The organism is Limnohabitans sp. T6-5 (assembly GCF_003063315.1).
Lineage (GTDB): Bacteria > Pseudomonadota > Gammaproteobacteria > Burkholderiales > Burkholderiaceae_C > Limnohabitans_A.
Window position 1 is genome coordinate 661,277 of record NZ_NERV01000003.1, and the last position, 22,232, is coordinate 683,508.

Sequence of the window (22,232 nt, forward strand, 5' to 3'; positions counted from 1 at the left end):
GCCCATGCGTGACACCGAAAAAAAGAGTTTCAACCTCTCGCGCTGGGCGCTGGAGCACCCGGCCCTGACGCGCTACCTGATGGTGGCGCTCATGGTGCTCGGCATGGCGTCTTACTTTCAGCTGGGGCAGGACGAAGACCCACCGTTCACCTTCCGGGCCATGGTGGTGCGCACTTATTGGCCCGGGGCCACGGCCCAGCAGGTGGCCGAGCAGGTGACCGATAAGCTCGAACGCACGCTGCAGGAAGTGCCCTATGCGGACAAGATCCGCAGCTACTCCAAGCCGGGCGAGTCGCAGATCATTCTGGAACTCAAGGACTATTCCAAGCCCGGTGAGGTGCCGCAGGTCTGGTACACCGTGCGCAAAAAGATCGGCGACATGCGCGCCACCTTGCCGCAGGGCGTGGTGGGGCCGTTTTTCAACGATGAGTTTGGTGATGTGTATGGCGTGATTTACGCCCTGAGCGGCGATGGCTTCAGCGCCGCCGAGGTCAAGACGCACGCCGACCGCGTGCGCCAGACGCTGCTGCGCGTGCCCGATGTGGCCAAGGTCGAGCTTTTTGGCGTGCAGGACGAAAAAATCTTCATCGACGTCTCGCAAAAGAAGATCGCCCAGATGGGCTTGGACATGGGCGCCGTGCTGGCGCAGCTGGGCCAGCAAAACGCGGTCGAGTCGGCCGGCACGATGCAGTCACCCAACGACGTGGTGCAGGTGCGCGTGGGCGGCCAGTTCCAGAATCTGGACGACCTGCGGGCCATGCCCATACGTGGTGGCTCAGGCGCGCAGGTGCGACTGGGCGACATCGCCACGGTCAGCCGTGGGTATGTGGACCCGCCGTCCGTCAAGGTGCGCCATGACGGCGAAGAAGTCATTGCCCTGGGTGTGAGCATGGCCAAGGGCGGCGACATCATCGCTCTGGGGAAGGCGCTCAATGCCACGGTCAAGCAAATCGAGGCCAGTTTGCCCGTGGGCTTGGCGCTCAAGCAGGTGCAGGACCAGCCCGCAGCCGTGTCCAAATCGGTCAATGAGTTCATCAAGGTGCTGATCGAGGCGGTGGTGATTGTGTTGGCGGTGAGCTTTTTGGCGCTGGGTTTGCACAAGCGGCCCGGAAACAACCCCCTGTGGAAGCGCTGGACGCTGGACATCCGACCCGGTCTGGTGGTGGGCATCACCATCCCGTTGGTGCTGGCGGTGACCTTTTTGGCCATGAATTACTTTGGCATCGGTCTGCACAAAATTTCGCTGGGCTCGCTGATCATTGCGCTGGGCCTGCTGGTCGACGACGCCATCATTGCGGTCGAGATGATGGTGCGCAAGATGGAAGAGGGCTACGACAAGTTCCGCGCGGCCACCTTTGCTTATGAGCTGACGGCCATGCCCATGCTCACGGGCACGCTGATCACGGCGGCGGGCTTTTTGCCCATCGGCATCGCCAAATCGGTGACGGGCGAATACACCTTCGCCATCTTCGCGGTCACGGTGATTGCGCTGATCGTGAGCTGGGTGGCCTCGGTCTACTTTGTGCCCTACCTGGGCGCTTGGCTGCTCAAGCCTCCAGTGCATGCGGTGGTGGGCGAGGGGGCTGTGCACAGCCACGACAGCGCCGAAATGTTTGACACGCCGTTTTACCGCCAGTTCCGCCGCTGGGTGACTTGGTGTGTGACCCACCGCTGGAAGACCATCGGCATCACCATCGCCCTGTTTGTGCTGGGCATCGTGGGCATGGGCAAGGTGCAGCAGCAGTTCTTCCCCGATTCCAGCCGCCCTGAAATTTTGGTGGACCTGTGGCTGCCCGAGGGCGCACCCTACAGTGCCAGCGAAGAGGTGGCCAAGCGCGTCGAGAAACGCCTGGCGCAAGAAGAGGGCGTGAGCTCGGTCACCACCTGGGTGGGCTCGGGCGTGCCGCGTTTTTACCTGCCGCTCGATCAGGTGTTCCCGCAGAGCAATGTGTCGCAGTTGATCGTGTTGCCGCGTGACCTGAAGGTGCGCGAGAGCTTGCGTGTGAAGCTTCCGGCCTTGCTGGCGCAGGAGTTCCCCGAAGTCCGTGGCCGCGTCAAGCTGCTGCCCAATGGCCCGCCCGTGCCCTACCCGGTGCAGTTTCGCGTGGTGGGCACCGAGCCTGTGGCCCTGCGCCAGAAGGCCGAAGAGGTCAAGGCCGTCATGCGCCGCAACGCCAGTGCCCGGGGGGTGAACGACAACTGGAACGAGTCGGTCAAGACCGTGCGCCTGGAAGTGGACCAGGCCAAGGCCCGCGCCTTGGGCGTGACCAGTCAGTCCATTGCGCAGTCCTCACGCACGCTCTTGTCGGGGGCGCCTGTGGGCCAGTTCCGCGAAGGCGACAAACTGATCGACATCGTGCTGCGTCAGCCTTTGAACGAGCGCGATGCGCTGTCCGATCTGGGTCAGGCCTATGTGCCCACGGCGTCGGGCAAGTCGATTCCGCTCTTGCAAATCGCGCGTCCCGTCTTCGCCTGGGAACCGGGCGTGATGTGGCGCGAAGGCCGCCAGTACGCCATCACGGTGCAGTCGGACATCGCCGAAGGGGTGCAGGGCGCCACGGTGACGGCGCAGCTGCAGCCTGAGTTGCAGAAGCTGCAAGCCCAGTGGGCCAGCCAGGGCCAGACCGATTACCGCATTGAAGTCGCAGGCGCGGTCGAGCAAAGCTCCAAAGGCTCGGCCTCGATTGCGGCGGGTGTGCCCATCATGCTGTTCATCACCTTCACGCTGCTGATGCTGCAGTTGCAAAGCTTCAGCCGCTCGGTGCTGGTGTTCCTGACCGGTCCTTTGGGCATGGCGGGGGTGGCGGCATCGTTGCTGGCGCTCAACCGGCCATTTGGTTTTGTGGCTTTGCTGGGGGTGATCGCGCTCATGGGCATGATCCAGCGCAACTCGGTGATCCTGATTGACCAGATCGAGCAGGACCGCGCAGCAGGTGTGGAGCCTTGGCGGGCGATCGTCGAGTCGGCCGTGCGCCGTTTGCGGCCCATTGTGCTGACGGCAGCAGCGGCCGTGCTGGCCATGATCCCGCTGTCGCGCAGCGTGTTTTGGGGGCCGATGGCCGTGGCCATCATGGGTGGCCTGATCGTGGCCACCGCCCTGACTTTGCTGGCGCTGCCGGCCATGTACGCGGCCTGGTTCCGTGTGCCGCGCCCGACAGAGCCTGCCCAGGCGGCTTGAAAAACACCGTCGCAGAGGAGAAAACCAGCATCGCCCGGACCCAAAAATAGGGTCCGGAGCGGCTAAAATAGAAAGTTGACCGATTTCAAGCGGGCGGTCAGGCCTGTGGATGGCACCCATCCCGGCCTGTTCGCCCTTTTTGTTTGGACCCGCGCGGGTGGCGAAATTGGTAGACGCACCAGGTTTAGGTCCTGACGGTGGCAACACTGTGCGGGTTCGAGTCCCGCCCCGCGCACCAACTCTTTTTCATGAGAAGGGCTTGTCCCGGAACATGAGAGCGATTCACATTAACCGAGAACGACGATGACAGTGACTGTTGAAACCCTTGAAAAACTGGAACGCAAGATCACCCTGACTGTGCCCGTGACGGCCATCCAGTCCGAGGTCGATGCACGCCTGAAGAAAATGGCCCGTACGGTCAAGATGGACGGTTTCCGTCCGGGCAAAGTGCCCATGAACGTCGTGGCCCAGCGCTATGGCTACTCGGTTCAGTACGAAGTGCTGAATGACAAAGTGGGCGAAGCTTTCTCCGTGGCTGCCAACGAAGCGCAAGTGCGCGTGGCTGGTCAGCCCCGCATCTCTGAAAAAGAAGGCGCACCGGAAGGCCAATTGACTTTTGATGCCATTTTTGAGGTTTACCCCGAAGTGAAGCTGGGCAATCTGGCTGACACCGAAGTCGAAAAACTGACCGCTGAAGTCTCTGATGCGGCCATCGACAAGACCGTGGACATCTTGCGCAAGCAGCGCCGCACCTTCGCTCAGCGCGCTCAAGACGCCGCTGCACAAGACGGCGACCGCGCCACCATCGACTTCGAAGGCAAGATCGACGGTGAAGTGTTCTCTGGCGGCAAAGCCGAAGACTTCCAGTTCATCCTGGGCGACGGCCAGATGCTCAAAGAGTTTGAAGACGCTGTGCGCGGCATGAAAACCGGTGAAAGCAAGACTTTCCCGCTGGCTTTCCCTGCGGACTACCACGGTCAGGATGTTGCGGGCAAAACCGCCGACTTCCTCGTCACCGTCAAGAAACTCGAAGCGGCTAACCTGCCCGAAGTCAATGAAGCCCTGGCCAAGTCCTTGGGTATCGCTGACGCAACGGTTGAAGGCCTGCGCGCTGACATCCGCAAAAACCTCGAGCGCGAAGTCAAGTTCCGCTTGCTGGCCCGCAACAAGCAAGCCGCTATGGATGCTTTGGTGGCCAAGGCCGAGCTGGACCTGCCACAGTCGATCGTGCAAAGCGAAATCGAGCGCCTGAAAGATGGCGCCCGTGCCGACTTGAAGCAACGCGGCATCAAGGACGCCGACAAGGCCCCAATCCCTGACGATATCTTCCGACCCCAAGCCGAGCAGCGCGTGCGCCTGGGCTTGGTGGTGGCCGAAGTCGTGCGTGGCAATACCCTGCACGCCAAGCCTGAGCAGATCAAGGCGCACATCGAAGAGCTGGCTGCAAGCTACGAGCGCCCCGATGATGTGGTGCGTTGGTACAACAGCGACAACCAGCGTCTGGCCGAGGTGGAGGCCGTGGTCATCGAGAGCAATGTGTCTGATTTCGTGCTGGGCCAAGCCAAGGTCACCGAAAAAGCCATCACCTTTGAAGAGCTGATGGGTCAGCAGGCCTGATGGATTCTGTGAACACTTGAAGAATGGGGCTTGTGCCGGGCTTGCAGTCTGGCTGACAAGCCCCATCTCTTTGGTGGGTTGAGAACTCGGGTTAAAGTCATCTGAAATTCATGGAGAAATGATGAGCGCACTGGATATCACTAATCTGGGCATGGTGCCCATGGTCGTTGAGCAATCGGGCCGTGGCGAACGTGCCTATGACATTTATTCACGCTTGCTCAAGGAGCGCGTGATTTTTCTGGTGGGCGAGGTCAATGACCACATGGCCAACCTGATCGTGGCGCAGTTGTTGTTTTTGGAGAGCGAAAACCCTGAAAAGGACATCTCGCTGTACATCAACTCACCAGGCGGCTCGGTCAGCGCAGGCATGGCGATTTACGACACCATGAACTTCATCAAGCCCGATGTGTCTACGCTATGCAACGGCATGGCCGCCAGCATGGGTGCTTTCTTGCTGTCATCGGGTGCCAAGGGCAAGCGCTTTTCGCTGCCCAACTCCAAGATCATGATCCACCAGCCTCTGGGTGGTGCGCGTGGTCAGGCCACTGAAATCGAAATTGCTGCACGCGAAATCGTCAAGACCCGTGCACATTTGAACCGCATCCTGGCCGAAAACACCGGCCAGCCGCTGAGCAAAATTGAGTTGGACACCGAGCGCGATTACTACCTGTCGGCTGACGAGGCCAAGGACTATGGTTTGATCGATCAGGTGATCGCCAAGCGAGCCTGATGCGTGCCGGTTGACCCGGCCTGATTTGGACGGCGTTTACCTGTGCAGGTGAGCGCCGTTTTTCTTTCGTTATCATTGACGATCTCCGGATACCAAGGCGACTTTTTATGGCCGACAAAAAAGGCTCCACTTCTGAAAAAAACCTGTACTGCTCCTTTTGCGGCAAAAGCCAGCATGAGGTCAAAAAGCTGATTGCAGGCCCATCGGTCTTCATTTGCGACGAATGCATAGACTTGTGCAACGACATCGTGCGCGATGAACTGGCCACCACCTTGGTGGGCGAGGGTGCCAAGGACGGCTTGCCGACACCGTTGGACATCAAAACCAACCTCGATAACTATGTGATTGGCCAGGAAAAAGCCAAGCGCAGTCTGGCGGTGGCGGTTTACAACCATTACAAGCGCCTCAAACACAAAGAGGGTGCCAAAAAAGACGATGTCGAACTCGCCAAGAGCAACATCTTGCTGATTGGCCCTACGGGTTCGGGCAAGACTTTGCTGGCGCAGACCATGGCGCGCATGCTGGACGTGCCCTTTGTGATGGCTGACGCGACGACCCTGACCGAAGCCGGTTACGTGGGCGAGGACGTCGAGAACATCGTGGCCAAGTTGCTGCAGACCTGCAATTACGACGTCGAGCGTGCCCAGCGCGGCATCGTGTACATCGACGAGATTGACAAGATCACCCGCAAATCCGACAACCCCTCGATCACGCGTGACGTGTCGGGCGAGGGCGTGCAGCAAGCCTTGCTCAAGCTGGTTGAAGGCACCATGGCCAGCGTTCCCCCTCAGGGCGGGCGCAAGCATCCCAACCAGGATTTCCTGCAGATCGACACGACCAACATCCTGTTCATTTGCGGTGGCGCTTTCGCGGGGCTTGAAAAAGTCATCGAAAACCGCACTGAAGCTGGCGGCATTGGCTTTGGCGCCACGGTCAAGAGCAAGAAGCAGCGTTCACTGACCGATGTGTTCAACGAAGTTGAGCCTGAAGACCTCATTAAATTCGGCCTGATTCCCGAGCTGGTCGGTCGGTTGCCTGTGGTGGCCACTTTGGCTGAATTGACCGAAGACGCTTTGGTGCAAATCCTGACCGAGCCCAAAAACGCCGTGGTCAAGCAGTTCACCAAACTGCTGTCCATGGAGGGCGTGGAGCTTGAAGTGCGCCCCAGTGCGCTGACGGCGATTGCCCGCAAGGCATTGGCCCGCAAGACCGGTGCCCGAGGCTTGCGCTCCATCATGGAGCAAGCATTGATCGACACCATGTTTGAATTGCCCAATGCGGCCAATGTTGAAAAAGTTGTGGTAGACGAGTCCACCATCGACGACAACAAAGCGCCGCTGCTGGTTTACCGCGAGTCGGCCAAACAGGCCTGACCAACATGTGTGATGCGCTGCGCAATAGCCCCTCAAACTGCTGGGTTGTAATTGTGCGCAGAGCATCCATGTGTAGCTGAATTGACCTGAGGGAAACACCATGTCTGGACACACACCTTTGCCGCCCACCCCGATCGAACTGCCCATGTTGCCGCTGCGTGACGTGGTGGTGTTCCCTCACATGGTGATTCCGCTGTTTGTTGGGCGTCCCAAGAGCATCAAGGCGCTCGAATCGGCCATGGCAACCGAACGCCGCATCATGCTGGTGGCTCAAAAAACTGCCGCCAAGGACGAGCCAGACGCTTCTGACATGTTTGATGTCGGCTGTGTGTCCACGATATTGCAAATGCTCAAGTTGCCCGATGGCACCGTAAAGGTGTTGGTGGAAGGCCAGCAGCGTGCTTTGGTTCAGAGCATCGTGGATGGCGAGGTCCACTTTGTCGCCAAGGTGGCTCCGGTGGACCCGAGCATAGAGCAGTCCGAGCCTGGCAGTGAAATCGAAGCGCTGCGTCGTGCCGTGATGCAGCAGTTTGATCAGTACGTCAAACTGAACAAGAAAATCCCGCCGGAAATCCTGACCTCCATCTCGAGCATTGACGATGCCGGACGCTTGGCGGACACCATTGCCGCGCATCTGCCTCTGAAGCTGGAAAACAAGCAGCAGGTGCTGGACTTGTCCAGCATCAAGGCGCGCCTTGAGAATCTGTTTGCCCAACTCGAACACGAGGTGGATATTCTCAATGTCGACAAGCGCATTCGTGGTCGAGTCAAGCGCCAGATGGAAAAAAATCAGCGCGACTTTTACCTCAATGAGCAGGTCAAAGCGATCCAAAAAGAATTGGGTGATGGCGAAGACGGTGCTGACATCGAGGAAATCGAAAAGAAAATCAAGACGGCCAAAATGTCCGCTGAAGCCCGTAAAAAGGCTGAAGGCGAGCTGAAAAAACTCAAACTCATGTCGCCCATGTCGGCAGAAGCTTCGGTGGTTCGCAACTATCTGGATGTGCTGACCGGATTACCCTGGAGCAAAAAGACCAAGCTCAAGCACGATCTGGGCAATGCCGAAGAGGTGTTGAATCAGGATCACTATGGGCTGGACAAAGTCAAAGACCGCATCCTGGAATATCTTGCTGTGCAGCAACGTGTGGACAAGGTCAAGGCGCCCATTTTGTGTCTGGTCGGGCCACCCGGCGTCGGCAAGACCTCGTTGGGGCAATCGATTGCCAAGGCCACCGGTCGCAAATACGTGCGCATGGCTTTGGGCGGGATGCGTGATGAGGCCGAAATTCGTGGGCATCGCCGCACTTACATTGGTGCTTTGCCGGGCAAGGTGCTGCAGAACCTGAACAAGGTGGGCACCAAGAATCCGCTGTTCCTGCTCGACGAAATCGACAAATTGGGTACCGATTTCCGGGGCGATCCTTCCAGCGCCTTGCTGGAGGTGCTGGATCCTGAGCAAAACCACACCTTTGGAGATCACTACGTTGAAGTTGACTTTGACCTGAGCGATGTGATGTTCGTGGCCACCTCGAATTCGATGAACATCCCTTCGGCCCTGTTGGACCGCATGGAAGTCATCCGTCTTTCGGGTTACACCGAAGACGAAAAAACCAGCATCGCCATGAAGTATTTGCTGCCTAAGCAAATGACCAACAATGGTGTCAAGGAGTCCGAGCTGAACGTGTCCGAAGCAGCGGTTCGGGACATGGTGCGGTATTACACACGTGAAGCGGGTGTTCGATCTTTGGAGCGCGAACTGGGCAAGATTTGCCGCAAAGTCGTCAAGGCCTTGCTGCTCAAGCAAATGAAGCCGCAAGTTCAGGTGACTGCCGACAACCTCAATGAGTTTTTGGGTGTGCGCAAATACACCTATGGCCGTGCTGAGCAAAAGAACCAGGTGGGTCAAGTGGTTGGTTTGGCCTGGACTGAAGTGGGTGGCGACTTGCTGACCATCGAAGCGGCCCTTATGCCCGGAAAAGGCGTGATCACCCGTACCGGTTCGCTGGGCGATGTGATGAAAGAGTCTGTAGAAGCCGCCCGCACTGTGGTTCGCAGCCGTTCGCGTTTGCTGGGCATCAAGGACGAAATCTTTGAAAAGAAAGACCTGCACATCCACGTGCCGGATGGCGCTACACCCAAAGATGGTCCGAGTGCTGGTGCTGCCATGACCACGGCCATGGTGTCGGCCATGACGGGTATTCCTGTGCGTGCTGATGTGGCCATGACCGGTGAAATCACCTTGCGAGGTGAAGTCACGGCCATTGGTGGCTTGAAGGAAAAATTGCTGGCGGCATTGCGTGGCGGCATCAAGACCGTGATGATCCCCGAGGACAACGTCAAGGATTTGCAGGACATTCCCGAGAACGTCAAAAATGGCCTGGAAATTGTGCCCGTGAAGTGGATTGATCAGGTGCTGGAAGTCGCCCTGGAAGCCAAGCCTTTGCCCTTGAGTGAAGAAGAGGTGGCCGCTGCCGTGACGGCAGTGGCCGCAACGGCCAAACCGGAAGCAGTCAAGCATTGATGGAAATTTTTGAGTTCTATTCAATTGGCCTCGAAAATCACGCTATAATTCATGTCAATGCAGAGGATGAAGCATATAATGCCAAGTTCTTTGAAATGCGGGAATAGCTCAGTTGGTAGAGCGCAACCTTGCCAAGGTTGAGGTCGCGAGTTCGAGCCTCGTTTCCCGCTCCAAATCTTGAAAGAAGTGCCAACATCTTTCAGCAAATAGGGAAGCTAAAGCTTCCCTTTTTTGTGCGATTTCTGAGATTCCTTTGATAGGAACGGGGCGCGGTAGCAAAGCGGTTATGCACCGGATTGCAAATCCGTGTAGGTCGGTTCGACTCCGGCCCGCGCCTCCACTCATGAATCGGTGTGATGAATTGGATTTTGTCGTGGTCGGATTTGGTTCTGATTTTCGATGTATAATTTGAGTCCAGACAATGCGGGAATAGCTCAGTTGGTAGAGCGCAACCTTGCCAAGGTTGAGGTCGCGAGTTCGAGCCTCGTTTCCCGCTCCAAACATTGAAAGAAGTGCCAACATCTTTCAGCAAAAAGGGAAGCCAACGCTTCCCTTTTTTGTCAGGTTTTTTCTGAACATGGCTCGGTAGCAAAGCGGTTATGCACCGGATTGCAAATCCGTGTAGGTCGGTTCGACTCCGGCCCGAGCCTCCAAAAATTTCATGTTTGAAATCAACAAACTGGCCCGCTTCAGGCGGGCTTTTTTGTGGCGGTTACCTGAACAGCCGCATGAGCTTGCTATTGTTTTGCAGGCAGGGCAGGGCAGGGCAGGTATGTGAAACGCTTGCACTGCCAGTGGCGTAATCTGCGAGTTTCATTTACCCCGTGGTCTTGTCGGCCAGACTCTCAATCGTTTCCCTGAACCGGCGTGCCGCAGGCGTTTCGCTGTCGGGCCGCCACAGCAGGGCAATGCCAATTTCGGTGGCGGCGCCCGGCCCATGCACCTTGCGGAACACGACACCCGGCATGGCGTGGCGTGTGGCCACCGAGGGCACCAGGGCCACGCCCAAGCCGCTCTCGACCAGGCTGACCACGGTCTGCACTTGCACCGCTTCTTGCTGCACCTTGGGCACAAAGCCCGCCTGCTGGCAAGCGAGCAAGGCCATGGCGTGCAGACCGGGCACTGCTTGGGCGCTGTACATGACAAAGGGCTCTGCCGCGAGGTCCGACAGCTTAAGTTTGGGTTTGGCCAGCAGCGGGTGGCCTTCGGGCAGCGCGGCCACAAACACATCGCGCTCCACCGGGGTCATCTGCGCCTGGGTGGCGTGCACCATCGGAAAGCGCAGCAGCCCGGCGTCCAGATCGCCTTGCTCCACCTGCTCGATCAGGCGGCTGGTGGTCGACTCGCTCAGCACCAGCTCGACGTCGGGGTAGCGCGCGCGAAACAGCGGCATCAGCCGGGGCATGAGCGAATAGGTGGCCGAGCCGATGAAGCCGATGCGCAGCGTGCCCGCTTCGCCCCGGGCTGTGGCGGCGGCCGTGCGGCCGAACTGCTCGGTGTGAAACAGCGCGCGGCGGGCATCGGCCAGCGCCGCCTCGCCCGCGGGCGTGAGGTGGGTGCCGCGCCGCGTGCGCTCGAACAAACGCACGCCCAGCTCTTCTTCGAGTTTGCGGATCGAGGCCGACAGCGGCGGCTGCGAGATGTGCAGCCGCTCGGCCGCGCGGTGGTAGTTCAGGGTTTCGGCAAGGGCCACAAAGTGGCGCAGCTGGCGGGTGTCCATTGATATCCAATAGCTATCACAGAGGTGAAAACAAATATTAGACGAAAACATCCCCGGCAGAAATAATGGCCTGCGATACACCCTTTCCACATCTTCGTCTCAGGTATGCAGCCACTCAAAGGAATCCGGGTCCTGGACCTGTCGAGCGTGATTTTTGGCCCACTGGCCAGCCAGGTGCTGGCCGACTATGGCGCCGAAGTCATCAAGGTCGAGCCGCCCGAGGGCGATTCGACACGCCACACGGGCCCGGGCCTGGAGCCGGGCATGGCCGCCATGTTCATGGGCGCCAACCGCAGCAAAAAGAGCTTGGTGCTCGACCTCAAGCAGGCCGCAGCCCAGCAGGCCTTGCAGGCGCTGGTGGATTCGGCCGACGTGTTCATGCACAGCATGCGGCCCCAAAAACTCGCGGCGCTGGGCATCGACCCGGACACCCTGCGCCAACGCCACCCCCGGCTGGTGTACGCCAGCTTGTTGGGTTTTTTGCCTGGGCCTTATGCGGGCCGACCCGCATATGACGATGTGATCCAGGGCATGTCGGGCCTGGCCGATCTGATGGAGCGCCAGACGGGCGAGGCGCGTTACCTGCCCACCATCGCCGCCGACAAGACCTGCGGCCATGTGGCGGCGCACGCCATCTTGGCCGCCCTGATGCAGCGCGAGCGCACGGGCGAGGGCGCGCTGGTCGAGATCCCCATGTTCGAGTCCATGGTGGGCTTCAATCTGGTGGAGCACTTTTACGGTCAGCACTTTGTGCCGCCGCTCTCGGGTGCGGGTTACCCGCGTGTGCTGGCGCCTTGGCGCAGGCCTTACCGCACGGCCGATGGCCATGTGGCCATGATGCCCTACACCACCACCCACTGGCAGCGGTTTTTTGCCGAGGTCGGTCGCCCGAACTTGGCAGCGGACCCGCGCTTTGCCGACATCGCGCAGCGCACCAAGCACATTGCCGAGTTGCTTGAACTCGCGTCCGGTTTGGTGGAAAAGCACGACACGGCCTACTGGATCGCCACTTGTGAGCGGCTCGAAATCCCGGCAGCGCCCGTGGGGCGGCTGGACGATTTGCCGCAAGACCCGCATTTGTTGGCCACCGGGTTTTTCGAGTCGGTGCAAGACCCCGCCATGGGCGAGGTGCGCTTTCCGGGGGTGCCCGTGCGCTTCAACGGCCAGCGCCCGCCCGTGGCGCTGCCGCCGCGCTTGGGGGAACACACGCGCCCCCTGCTGTCCGCTGCGGGCTTGTCTGCCGCGCAGATCGACGCCATGCTGGGCAGCGGCGCGGCCGTGGCCCCCACACTTTCCAACGATTCCGGAGTTTCACACCCATGAGCAGCGCAGCGTTTTCGACAGCGGCGGTGGACCGCACTTTGCCTCAGCTGGGGCGCGGCTTTGTCTGGCAAGACCTCACGGTCGGTCAGCGCATGCGCACCTTCCGGCGCACCATCACCGAGACCGATTTGGTCAACTTCATTTCGGTCACGGGCATGCTCGAAGCCATCTTCATCGAAGAAGGCTACGAAGGCGGCGCGATGGCCGGGCGACCTGTGCCGGGCGCACTCACCTACACCCTGATCGAAGGCTTCATCTTGCAGACCATGATCCAGGGCACGGGCCTGGCCATGCTGGAGCTGCACCAGAAAATTTTGGCACCTGTGCTGGTGGGCGACACCATCGAGGCCGTGATCGAGGTGACCGAGATCCGACCCACTTCGCGCAGTGGCCGCGCCGTGGTCACGTCGCGCATCGACGTGTTCAAGCAGCACGGCACGCCCGTCATGACCTACACCGCCACCCGCTTGCTGGCAGGTCGCCCAGCCGATTGAGCGTTTTCAAAAACCCCGATCCACACCAGGAGACAAAAAATGAACATCCAACACACTTTTCGCAGAACCCTGCTGGGCCTGGCCGCTGCGGCTTGCTTGCCCCTGAGTGCTTGGGCGCAGGCTTACCCGAGCAAGCCCATCACCCTGCTCGTGCCCTTTCCGCCGGGCGGCCCCACCGACCTGGTGGCGCGCGTGCTGGCCAAAAAAATGTCGGAGCAAATGGGCCAGTCCATCGTGATCGACAACAAGCCCGGTGCCAACGGCAACATTGCAGCCGTGGCCGCCGCCAAGGCGCCAGCCGACGGCTACACCGTGCTCTACAACACCTCGTCCATCACCTTGAGCCCAGCGCTCTACAAGAGCCTGGCCTACGACGTTCAGCGTGACCTCGCGCCCGTGGCGCTCACGGCCGTGGTGCCGCTGGCGCTGGTGGTCAACCCTGCCGTGCCTGCCAACACTGTGCGCGAGTTCATCGCTTACGCCAAAGCCAACCCCGGCAAGCTGTCCTATGGCTCGGCAGGCAATGGCAACGTGACGCACCTGGCGGCCTTTCAATTGGTCAAGCACCACGACATCGACGCCACCCATGTGCCCTACCGTGGCAGCGCCCCGGCCGACGTGGACTTGGTCGCAGGGCAGATCCAGTTCATGACCGACACCATCAACTCGGTGATGCCTTTCGTGAAAGAAAAGCGCCTCAAGCTGCTGGCGGTCACCACCAGCCAACGCATGTCACTCTTCCCCGAGGTGCCCACGCTGGGCGAGACCGTGATGCCAGGATTTGAAGCGGGTGCCTGGCAGGGCATCATGGTGCCCGCCAACACCCCCAAAGCGGTGGTGCAGCGCCTGAACGCCGAAATCACCAAGGCCCTGCAAAGCGCCGAGGTCAAGGAAAAGCTGGCCCAACAAGGTGCCGAACCTCTGGGCTCGACCCCCGAGGAGTACGGCGCTTATGTCAAGAAGGAACTGGCGCGCTGGGCTGCCGTCGTCAAAGCCACGGGCGTGACGCTCGAATAAAAATTCACCGGAGACAAGCCATGATGCAACGCAGACACATCCTCAAGACACTCACCACGCTGGGCCTGCTGGCCGCAGCCATCGGTGGCACGGCCGTGCAAGCGCAGACAGCGGCCTTCCCGTCCAAGCCCTTGCGCTTTGTGGTGCCGTTTCCACCGGGCAGCGGCACCGACACCTCGGCACGTTACTTCGCCAAAAAGCTGACCGAGATGACGGGCCAGACCGTGGTGGTGGACAACAAGCCCGGTGCCAACGGCTTCATCGCCGTGCGTGCCGTGCAAAGTGCTCCCGCTGACGGCTACACCGTCTTTGTGGGCAGCAACTCCACACTGGCGGTGAATGCGGCGCTGTTCAAGTCTTTGCCCTATGACCCGGTGGCCGATTTCGCGCCACTGACCATGATGATGCGCGCCGCATCGCTGCTGATCGTGCCGGGCCAGTCAGAGTACAAGACAGTGGCCGATCTGGTCGCGGCCGCCAAGGCCAAACCTGGCCAACTCAATTACGGTGCGGGCTCGGCCGGTTACCAGCTGATGGCCGAGGCCTTCAACGATGCTTCCCGCATCCAGGCGGTGCATGTGCCGTTCAAAGGTGCCAGCGAAGTCGTGTCGGCAGTGACGGCAGGCACCGTGCAGTTTGCCTTTGCCGAGATGACGAGCGCGCAAGAGATGGTCAAGGCCGGCAAGTTGCGTGCACTGGCTTTTGCGTCAGAGCAGCGCTCGCCCACATTGCCTGCGGTGCCCACCGCCAGCGAGGCGGGCTTGCCAGGCTTCACGGCCTACACCTGGGTGGGCGCCATGGTCTCGGCCAAGACACCCAAGGCCGAAACCGACAAGCTCGCGAGCTTGCTCACCGCCATCGAGCGCTTGCCCGAAACCCGTGAGTTTTATGAGCGCCTGGGCGCTGAGGTCATGAACGGTGGCCCCGAAGAAATGCGCACCTTCCAGGCGGCCGAGATCAAGCTGTGGAAGCGCATTGCCGCCAGCGCAAAAGTGGAGCAGCAATGAACGCTGCCATCGAAGACACCGGTCCACGCGGTGCGCTCTCGCACATCCGCGTGCTCGACCTCTCACGTGTGCTGGCAGGGCCTTGGGCCGCGCAGACCTTGGGTGACCTGGGCGCCGAGATCATCAAGGTCGAGCGGCCCGAAACGGGTGACGACACCCGCACCTGGGGCCCGCCCTACCTGAAGGACGCACAGGGTGAGCCCACGCGTGATGCGGCGTATTACCTGTGCACCAACCGCAACAAGAAATCCATCGCGATCGACCTGAGCACCCCCGAAGGCCAGCAACTCGTGCAGCAATTGGCGCAGCAATGCGATGTGCTGATCGAGAACTTCAAGGTCGGCAGTTTGAAACAGTACGGGCTGGACTACGACACACTGCACGCCCTGCACCCCCGGCTGGTTTACTGTTCGGTGACCGGCTTTGGCCAGACCGGACCCTATGCCCAGCGCGCAGGTTATGACTTCTTGATCCAGGGCATGGGCGGGCTGATGAGCATCAGCGGTCAGCCCGATGGCACGCCCGGCGCTGGCCCCATGAAGGTGGGCGTGGCACTCACCGACATCCTCACGGGCTTGTATGCCAGCACCAGCATCCTGGCGGCCTTGCAAGCACGCCAAGTGACAGGCCGCGGCCAGCACATTGACTTGGCACTGCTCGACGTGGGCGTGGCGTGTCTGGCCAACCAGTCGATGAACTACCTGCACAGCGGGGTGGCCCCCCAGCGCATGGGCAATGCCCATCCGAACACAGTGCCTTACCAAGACTTCCCGACGGCCGACGGCCACATGATTTTGGCCATGGGCAACGATGGCCAATTCGCCCGTTTTTGCAAAACCGCCGGGCGGCCCGAATGGGCAGACGATGCGCGCTTTGTGACCAACGCCGGGCGTGTGCAAAACCGCGTGGCCTTGATTGAGTTGATGCGCGCACTCACCGTGACCCGCAGCACACGCGAGTGGGTGGCCTTGCTCGAATCGGCGGGCGTGCCTTGCGGTCCCATCAACACCATTGCCGATGTGTTTGAAGACCCGCAGGTCAAGGCACGCGGCATGCAGATCCAGATGGACCACGCAGCCAGGGACGATGTGGCCTTGGTGGCCAGCCCGATCCGCCTGTCGGACACGCCCGTGCAGTACCGCCACGCGCCGCCGCTCTTGGGGCAGCACACCCGCGAGGTGCTGGCGGATCTGCTCGATTTGAACGAAGACACCATGCAACCATTGTTTGAAAAAGGGGTGTTGGCATGAGCCAGCTTGATTCCTTGAACCCGTCGGCCATTCCTGCGCAAGACGAAGCCCTGCGCCAAGAAGTGCGGGCCTTTTTGGTCGAGGCCATGCGCGGCGTACCCGCCCATGTGCGCGCCCGCTCCTGGTCGGGCTACGACCCCGAGTTCAGCCGCGAGCTGGGCCGCCGAGGCTGGTTGGGCATCACCTTTCCGCAGGCCTATGGCGGCGCAGGGCGCAGCGCGTTTGCGCGCTATGTGCTGGTCGAAGAGTTCCTGAACTTTGGCGCGCCCGTGGGCTCGCACTGGATCGCCGACCGCCAAAGCGGCCCCTTGCTGCTCAAGTACGGCACCGAAGCGCAAAAGCAGCGCTACCTGCCTGCCATCTGCCGGGGCGAGGCCTTCTTTTGCATCGGCATGAGCGAGCCCGGCTCGGGCTCGGACCTGGCCAGTGTGCGCACCCGTGCGGTGCCCCATGAATCTGGCTGGTTGTTGAATGGCCAGAAAATCTGGACCACCAACGCCCACAACTGCCACCTCATGATCGCGCTGGTGCGCACCAGCGGCGAAGCGCTTGATCGCCACAAAGGGCTGTCGCAGGTGATCGTCGACTTGTCTTTGCCGGGCGTCACGGTGCGGCCCATCGTCGACCAATCGGGCGACAGCCATTTTTGCGAAGTCTTTTTCGAGAACGTGCAGCTGGGCCCTGATGCCTTGGTGGGCAACGAGGGCGGTGGCTGGGAGCAGGTCACGGCCGAGCTGGCTTTTGAGCGCAGCGGTCCGGAGCGTTTGTTTTCCAGCATCGCCTTGTTCGACGAGTGGCTGGCCTATGTGCGCACGCCGCAAGGCCGCACACCGCAGGCCCAGCGCCTGGCGGGCAAGATCCTGAGCCAGCTGGCACCGCTGCGGGCCATGTCGGTGGCCATCACCGAGAAGCTCACACGGGGCGAAAGCCCGGTGGTCGAGGCGGCGCTGGTCAAAGACCTGGGCACGGGCGTGGAGCAGTTGATCCCGGCGGCGATTGCCGACGACCTGTTTTCGCGCGATGCAGCCGATGTGCCCGCCGAACTGCTCAACACGCTCAACTACATCACACAGGTCGCGCCCAGTTACTCGCTGCGTGGCGGCACGCGCGACATCCTGCGCGGCATGATCGCCCGTGGCCTGGGCTTGCGCTGAAAAGGAAACACCATGGACGATCTTTTTTCCGACGCCGTCAAGGCGCTGCTCACCGACCACTGCACACCCGCTGTGGTGCGCGCCATCGAAGCAGGTCAGCCGCACGCCCCCTTGTGGCAAGCCCTGGAGGCCTCGGGCTTTGCCGACGCGCTGGTGCCTGAATCTGCGGGTGGAGCAGGGCTGACTTTGGCCGATGTCTACCCGGTGCTGGAGTTGTGCGGCACATTTGCCGTGCCTGTGCCATTGGGCGAGACCTTGCTGGCGCGTGGCCTGTTGGCCCATGCTGGCGTGTCCGCGCCAAAGGGTTCGGTGGTGTTCGGCACGGGCCAGCTGGCCAGCGATGGCCGTTTGTACTGCGCGCAGGTGCGCTGCGCCGCCAAGGCCGACTGGGTGCTGGTCTCGTGTGGCGGTGTGTGCCGCCTGCTGCCTGTGGCGGAGGCTCAAATGCAGGTGGCTGGGTTTTGCCTGGATGCGCAACTGAGCTGGCCGCAAGCGGCTTGGGAGCAAGCGCAGCCGGTGCCCGGCACGCACGACCTGGTGACCTTGCAAGCGGCGCTCTATGCCGCCCAGCTGGCGGGTGCTTTGATGGCCGTCTTCAGCCGCACGCTGCAGTACGCCAACGACCGACAGCAGTTTGGCAAACCGATTGGCAAGTTCCAGGCGATCCAGCACCAGCTGAGCCTCATGTCCGAGCACGCATTTGCTGCCCGCATGGCCGCCCAGTTGGGGCTGTGCGCCGAGGGCCCGGTGCCCGACCGTTTGCGCGTGGCCATGGCCAAGGCGCGCACCAGCGAGGCGGCACTCGAAGTCGCGGGGCTGAGCCACTCCATCCACGGGGCGATCGGCTTCACACGCGAGTTTGATTTGCAGCTGTACACCCGCAGGTTGCACGCCTGGCGACAAGCCGCTGGGTCAGAGTCCTACTGGCACGACGTGCTGGGCCAGGCCCTGCTGGACAGCCCCGAGCCGCTGAGTCTGGACCTGATACGCACACTCACCGACGTTGTTGTTTGACCCTTTAATACAGGAATTGCCATGCGTTCATTTCTCAAAATCACCCGTGAGGGCAGCATCGCCATCCTCACCATGAGCCAGCCCGAGACTCGCAACGCCTTGACCGGCAACACGGCGGTCGAAGAGTTTGTGCAGGCTTGTGCCGACATCACCAAGGACACCAGCATCCGCGCGGTGATCCTCACCGCCGAAGGCCCGGTTTTCAGTTCGGGCGGCAACGTCAAGGACATGCTGCGTTACCAAACCCAGCGGCTCTTGCCCGACGTGATCCGTGAGGAATACCGCAATGGCATCCAGCGCCTGCCCAAGGCGCTCTACAACCTGGACGTGCCTGTGATCGCCGCCATCAACGGCCCGGCCATTGGCGCGGGGCTGGACTTGACCTGCATGTGTGACATCCGCATCGCATCCGACAAAGCCACCTTTGCCGAGAGTTTTGTGAAAGTGGGCATCGTGCCGGGTGACGGTGGCGCTTGGCTGCTGCCGCGCGCGGTGGGCGCATCCAAAGCCGCTGAGATGGCTTTCACGGGCGAGGCTTTGTCGGCCGAGCAAGCGCTGGCCTGCGGTTTGGTGTCGCGCGTCGTGGCGGCTGAGCAGCTGCTGCCTGAGGCGCTGGCCTTGGCGCGCAAAATCGCCGCCAACCCGGGCGCGGTGCTGCGCATGACCAAGCGTTTGCTGCGCGAAGGCGAGCGCAGCTCGCTGGAATCGCTGCTGGAGTTGTCAGCGGGTTACCAGGCCATTGCCCACATGACCACCGACCACCATGAAGCGGTGAACGCGTTCATTGAAAAGCGTCCGCCGAAGTTTTCTTGACCTGAAGGCTGGCTTTGTCCGAGTTGAACCCTCACCTGTTGGACCCTCTTGAGAAAGTTCGGGTTCAACTTGTGGCTTAATATCGCTTTTGCATTTTTATCTGGAGCCATCGATGGGCAACAAAATCGTCACCGAAGCAGATCGTAAATTCACCCCTCCATTGCCAGCATTGCCTGGTGTGACCCTGCGCACGCATGGCCGTGGTCAGCGCGTCAGCCTGGAGCGTGGTGTGGCAACCCGCAGCAAGAAAAACCCCGGCAAGCGCTCCAAAAAGGGCGGTTGATCCAGGCTGTTGCAGCTGAGCGCTGCGACAGATCGTCAAGCCACTGATGCGTGTCAGTGGCTTTTTTTTAGGTTTGGCCACCCAGAGAATGCCTGAATGGGCAGCTGACCGGCCAGATAAAAGGTGATGCCATGTTGATCTCTTATGCGTCGCTGTTGATTGCGGGTTTGATGCCTGTCATTTGTGCAGGCATTGCCAAGGCTGGTGCCAAAGGCTATGACAACCACGACCCCCGAGCCTGGATGGCTCAACAAACCGGCTTTCGTGCCCGCGCCAACGCGGCGCAATCCAACAGCCTGGAAGCCTTCCCATTCTTTGCTGTCGGCCTTGTTTTGGCCCTGCTCACAGGCGTGGACCCCTTTGTGGTGGATATGCTGGCCGCCGCGTTCATTGCAGCGCGTATCGCCTATGTGGCCTGCTATGTCAGTGACAAAGCCCGGTTTCGTTCCATTTTCTGGGCCGTGGGCTATTTCAGCGTCATTGCGTTCTACGTGTTGGCCATGATGAATTTGCAACTGGGCTGAGCCCGGAAAAACGTCTTTCTCAAGGCACAATAGAGCCTTGGCCCCGGTGGTGAAACTGGTAGACACACCGGACTTAAAATCCGTTGCTTCCTGAAAAGGGGCGTGCCGGTTCGATTCCGGCTCGGGGCACCAGCAGTCAGTCATAAGGCACCATCATGAACCACGACAACGCACCGTTTGAAATCCACGTGCATGGTGATGTGCCGATCAAGCCCGGCACCGACACCAAGGCCATTCAGGAAGCTCTCAAGCCCCTTTGGCACTACGTCGGCGCACGCACCTTGAGTGAAGGTGCCATGAGTCTCTACGAGGAAGAGCCGGGCATCCGTTTTGATGCCAACACGCAGCGACTGCACATGTGCTGGACCGTGCGCGGGGACGACGATTTCCGCATGGTGCTGGACGACTTGTGCATGAACCTCAACGATTTGTCGGCAGCGGGCACCCAAATCGAAGTGACCTTTTACGACACCGAGTTTGATGACGAAGATGAAGCCCGTGGCGCGGAGTCTCGTGATGACTTTGTGATGCTGTTTGTCGGCCCCGATCCGGGCGCCATCATGCAGGCCCAGCGCGATTTGCTGGTGCACGACGTGGTCAACATGATGGAGCGCCATTTTGATGGCTCGGAGTTGTCCGGCGTCGTGGGCGAAATTGACAAATTGTTCAGCCAGCGCTTCGACAATCTGGTCAGTTCGCTGGAATTGGGCAAGCCGCCCAAGGGGTCGGGAGGCAACGGCAACAGTGGGCATGGCGGTGGCGGTGGCCGTCGTCCTCGTCACTTGCATTGAACGGGGTTTGCCATGGCAGCCCTGTTTACCCGCGATGTATTGAACCCTGGTGTCCGGTTGCGTGAGGTATTTGGTTGGGCGATGTATGACTTCGCCAATTCTGGTTACACCACCGTGGTCATCACTGCCGTGTTTGCGGCTTACTTTGTGGGGGGTGTGGCCCAGGGCGCTGCATGGGCCACCTTGGCCTGGACGGTGGGTTTGAGTGTTTCTTATGCCATCGTGATGCTCACCATGCCCGGGCTTGGGGCATGGGCGGATCGCACGGCTGGCAAAAAGCGTTTGTTGATGAGCGTCACCGCTGCTTGCGTGATCAGCACCGCTGCGCTGGCTTGGGTCGGCCCTGGACAGGTGGCCTTGGGTTTGGGCTTGTTGATCATCTCCAACACGTTTTTTTCATACGGCGAGTCCCTGACGGCTTCCTTTTTGCCTGAACTGGCCAAACCAGAGGCCATGGGCCGCATCAGCGGTTGGGGTTGGTCCTTGGGCTACATCGGCGGCATGCTGACTTTGGGCGTGTGCCTGGCCTATGTGCTGGCGGCGCAAGCCCGTGGTGAGACAGGTAGCCAGTTCGTGCCGGTGACGATGCTGATCACCGCCTTGGTCTATGGCGCGGCGGCATGCGTGACCTTTGCCCTCATGCGAGAGCATTCGCCCCCCCAGCCTGACGCGCCGGTGGTCAGCCTGCTGCAAAGCCTCAAACAACTCCAGCAAACTTTTCGGGATGCGCGGCCCTACCAGGACTTTGTCCGCCTGATGGCTTGCGCCGTGGCCTATCAGGGCGGGGTGGCGGTGGCGATTTCACTGGCTGCGATTTATGCCGAGCAAGTGATTGGTTTTCAGCCGCAAGAGACCATGGTCCTGATTTTTGTTCTGAACATTGCGGCCTTTGTGGGCGCCTTTGTGTTTGGTTACGCGCAAGACCGCATTGGACACAAATTGGCGCTGACCTTGACTTTGCTGGGTTGGATATTGACCTGCGTGATTGCCGCCTTGTCGAGCACCAAAGAAGTGTTTTGGTGGGCTGCTGCCATCGCAGGGGTGTGCATGGGTTCGAGCCAATCGTCTGGCCGCGCCATGGCCGGGCTGATGGTGCCGCCTGCGCGCCTGGGTGAATTCTTTGGCCTGTGGACCTTTGCGATCCGTCTGGCCAGCATCCTGGGGCCTTTGAGCTATGGCCTCATCACCTGGCTGAGCGGCGGCAATCAGCGCCTGGCCATTGGCTCGACTTCGCTGCTCTTTGTCTTGGGCTTGGTCTTGCTGATGCCGGTGAGCGTCGAGCGCGGACGCCGAATGGCGCTGGGACAGTCTGAGCCTTCTTCGTGATCCGGACCGCTGAAGTTTGAATTTTTTGCACCGCTACTCCGTAGGTCGGCAGCTTCAGCTCCGACAAGTGTCCACGCCGAAGTCAGTAAAGTCGGAG

18 protein-coding genes and 6 tRNA genes are annotated in these 22,232 nt (G+C 60.6%); 23 read left to right on the forward strand and 1 reads right to left on the reverse strand.

The genetic code is table 11. The features are described 5' to 3' along the window. Positions 1-4: 4 nt before the first annotated feature. The 10 genes from B9Z51_RS14780 to B9Z51_RS14825 all read left to right on the forward strand — a co-directional run bounded on the left by B9Z51_RS14780 (position 5) and on the right by B9Z51_RS14825 (position 10,072). Positions 5-3,178 (forward strand): efflux RND transporter permease subunit, encoded by a 3,174-nt coding sequence (locus tag B9Z51_RS14780; RefSeq protein WP_108376048.1) that lies wholly within the window; start codon positions 5-7, stop codon positions 3,176-3,178. 151 nt (positions 3,179-3,329) lie between these two features. Next, positions 3,330-3,416: transfer RNA gene (locus B9Z51_RS14785), tRNA-Leu, on the forward strand. 65 nt (positions 3,417-3,481) lie between these two features. Further along, positions 3,482-4,795 carry a trigger factor gene (gene tig, locus B9Z51_RS14790; RefSeq protein ID WP_108375865.1) on the forward strand — a complete coding sequence of 438 codons (1,314 nt, stop codon included), beginning with the start codon at positions 3,482-3,484 and terminating at the stop codon, positions 4,793-4,795. Positions 4,796-4,916: 121 nt separating this feature from the next. Beyond that, positions 4,917-5,525, forward strand: coding sequence for an ATP-dependent Clp endopeptidase proteolytic subunit ClpP (gene clpP / locus B9Z51_RS14795; protein WP_108376049.1), 609 nt, complete (start codon positions 4,917-4,919; stop codon positions 5,523-5,525). A 107-nt stretch (positions 5,526-5,632) separates the two neighbouring features. Further along, a complete protein-coding gene (gene clpX, locus B9Z51_RS14800) occupies positions 5,633-6,898 on the forward strand; it encodes an ATP-dependent Clp protease ATP-binding subunit ClpX (protein ID WP_108375866.1) in 1,266 nt (421 codons plus the stop codon). A 100-nt stretch (positions 6,899-6,998) separates the two neighbouring features. Continuing rightward, positions 6,999-9,419, forward strand: coding sequence for an endopeptidase La (gene lon / locus B9Z51_RS14805; RefSeq protein ID WP_108375867.1), 2,421 nt, complete (start codon positions 6,999-7,001; stop codon positions 9,417-9,419). A gap of 97 nt (positions 9,420-9,516) precedes the next feature. Further along, positions 9,517-9,592, forward strand: a tRNA-Gly gene (locus tag B9Z51_RS14810). Between the two features lie 93 nt (positions 9,593-9,685). Further along, positions 9,686-9,759, forward strand: a tRNA-Cys gene (locus B9Z51_RS14815). A gap of 83 nt (positions 9,760-9,842) precedes the next feature. Beyond that, a tRNA-Gly gene (locus tag B9Z51_RS14820) sits at positions 9,843-9,918 on the forward strand. Between the two features lie 80 nt (positions 9,919-9,998). Next, positions 9,999-10,072, forward strand: a tRNA-Cys gene (locus tag B9Z51_RS14825). 164 nt (positions 10,073-10,236) lie between these two features. Here the strand turns inward: B9Z51_RS14825 and B9Z51_RS14830 are convergent. Continuing rightward, complete coding sequence (locus B9Z51_RS14830) at positions 10,237-11,139, reverse strand: LysR family transcriptional regulator (protein WP_108375868.1); 903 nt, start codon at positions 11,137-11,139, stop codon at positions 10,237-10,239. A 105-nt stretch (positions 11,140-11,244) separates the two neighbouring features. Here B9Z51_RS14830 and B9Z51_RS14835 point away from each other — a divergent pair, with 105 nt between their 5' ends. The 13 genes from B9Z51_RS14835 to B9Z51_RS14890 all read left to right on the forward strand — a co-directional run bounded on the left by B9Z51_RS14835 (position 11,245) and on the right by B9Z51_RS14890 (position 22,135). After that, a complete protein-coding gene (locus B9Z51_RS14835; protein ID WP_108375869.1) occupies positions 11,245-12,462 on the forward strand; it encodes a CaiB/BaiF CoA-transferase family protein in 1,218 nt (405 codons plus the stop codon). Beyond that, positions 12,459-12,956, forward strand: coding sequence for a MaoC family dehydratase (locus B9Z51_RS14840; RefSeq protein ID WP_108375870.1), 498 nt, complete (start codon positions 12,459-12,461; stop codon positions 12,954-12,956). Before B9Z51_RS14835 ends, B9Z51_RS14840 begins: the two co-directional genes overlap by 4 nt. A 39-nt stretch (positions 12,957-12,995) precedes the next feature. Beyond that, positions 12,996-13,973, forward strand: a complete 978-nt coding sequence (locus B9Z51_RS14845) for a tripartite tricarboxylate transporter substrate binding protein (RefSeq protein WP_108375871.1) — start codon at positions 12,996-12,998, stop codon at positions 13,971-13,973. Positions 13,974-13,993: 20 nt separating this feature from the next. Continuing rightward, a complete protein-coding gene (locus tag B9Z51_RS14850) occupies positions 13,994-14,980 on the forward strand; it encodes a tripartite tricarboxylate transporter substrate binding protein (protein ID WP_108375872.1) in 987 nt (328 codons plus the stop codon). After that, positions 14,977-16,230, forward strand: a complete 1,254-nt coding sequence (locus tag B9Z51_RS14855; RefSeq protein ID WP_108375873.1) for a CaiB/BaiF CoA-transferase family protein — start codon at positions 14,977-14,979, stop codon at positions 16,228-16,230. The genes B9Z51_RS14850 and B9Z51_RS14855 overlap by 4 nt, the downstream gene beginning before the upstream one ends. Continuing rightward, positions 16,227-17,384 carry an acyl-CoA dehydrogenase family protein gene (locus B9Z51_RS14860; protein WP_108375874.1) on the forward strand — a complete coding sequence of 386 codons (1,158 nt, stop codon included), beginning with the start codon at positions 16,227-16,229 and terminating at the stop codon, positions 17,382-17,384. The genes B9Z51_RS14855 and B9Z51_RS14860 overlap by 4 nt, the downstream gene beginning before the upstream one ends. Before the next feature lie 12 nt (positions 17,385-17,396). Next, a complete protein-coding gene (locus tag B9Z51_RS14865) occupies positions 17,397-18,398 on the forward strand; it encodes an acyl-CoA dehydrogenase family protein (RefSeq protein WP_108375875.1) in 1,002 nt (333 codons plus the stop codon). Positions 18,399-18,419: 21 nt separating this feature from the next. Beyond that, positions 18,420-19,211 (forward strand): crotonase/enoyl-CoA hydratase family protein, encoded by a 792-nt coding sequence (locus B9Z51_RS14870; protein WP_108375876.1) that lies wholly within the window; start codon positions 18,420-18,422, stop codon positions 19,209-19,211. Between the two features lie 112 nt (positions 19,212-19,323). Further along, entirely contained in the window at positions 19,324-19,494 is a 171-nt protein-coding gene (locus tag B9Z51_RS18565) for a hypothetical protein (RefSeq protein WP_199222242.1), read from the forward strand. 131 nt (positions 19,495-19,625) lie between these two features. Further along, positions 19,626-20,018: an MAPEG family protein gene (locus B9Z51_RS14875; RefSeq protein ID WP_108375877.1), complete on the forward strand. Its 393-nt coding sequence runs from the start codon at positions 19,626-19,628 to the stop codon at positions 20,016-20,018. 40 nt (positions 20,019-20,058) lie between these two features. Then, positions 20,059-20,150 (forward strand) — tRNA-Leu (locus tag B9Z51_RS14880). A 23-nt stretch (positions 20,151-20,173) separates the two neighbouring features. Beyond that, positions 20,174-20,809: a DUF6806 family protein gene (locus B9Z51_RS14885; RefSeq protein WP_108375878.1), complete on the forward strand. Its 636-nt coding sequence runs from the start codon at positions 20,174-20,176 to the stop codon at positions 20,807-20,809. A gap of 12 nt (positions 20,810-20,821) precedes the next feature. Continuing rightward, positions 20,822-22,135: an MFS transporter gene (locus B9Z51_RS14890; RefSeq protein ID WP_108375879.1), complete on the forward strand. Its 1,314-nt coding sequence runs from the start codon at positions 20,822-20,824 to the stop codon at positions 22,133-22,135. Positions 22,136-22,232 lie beyond the last annotated feature (97 nt).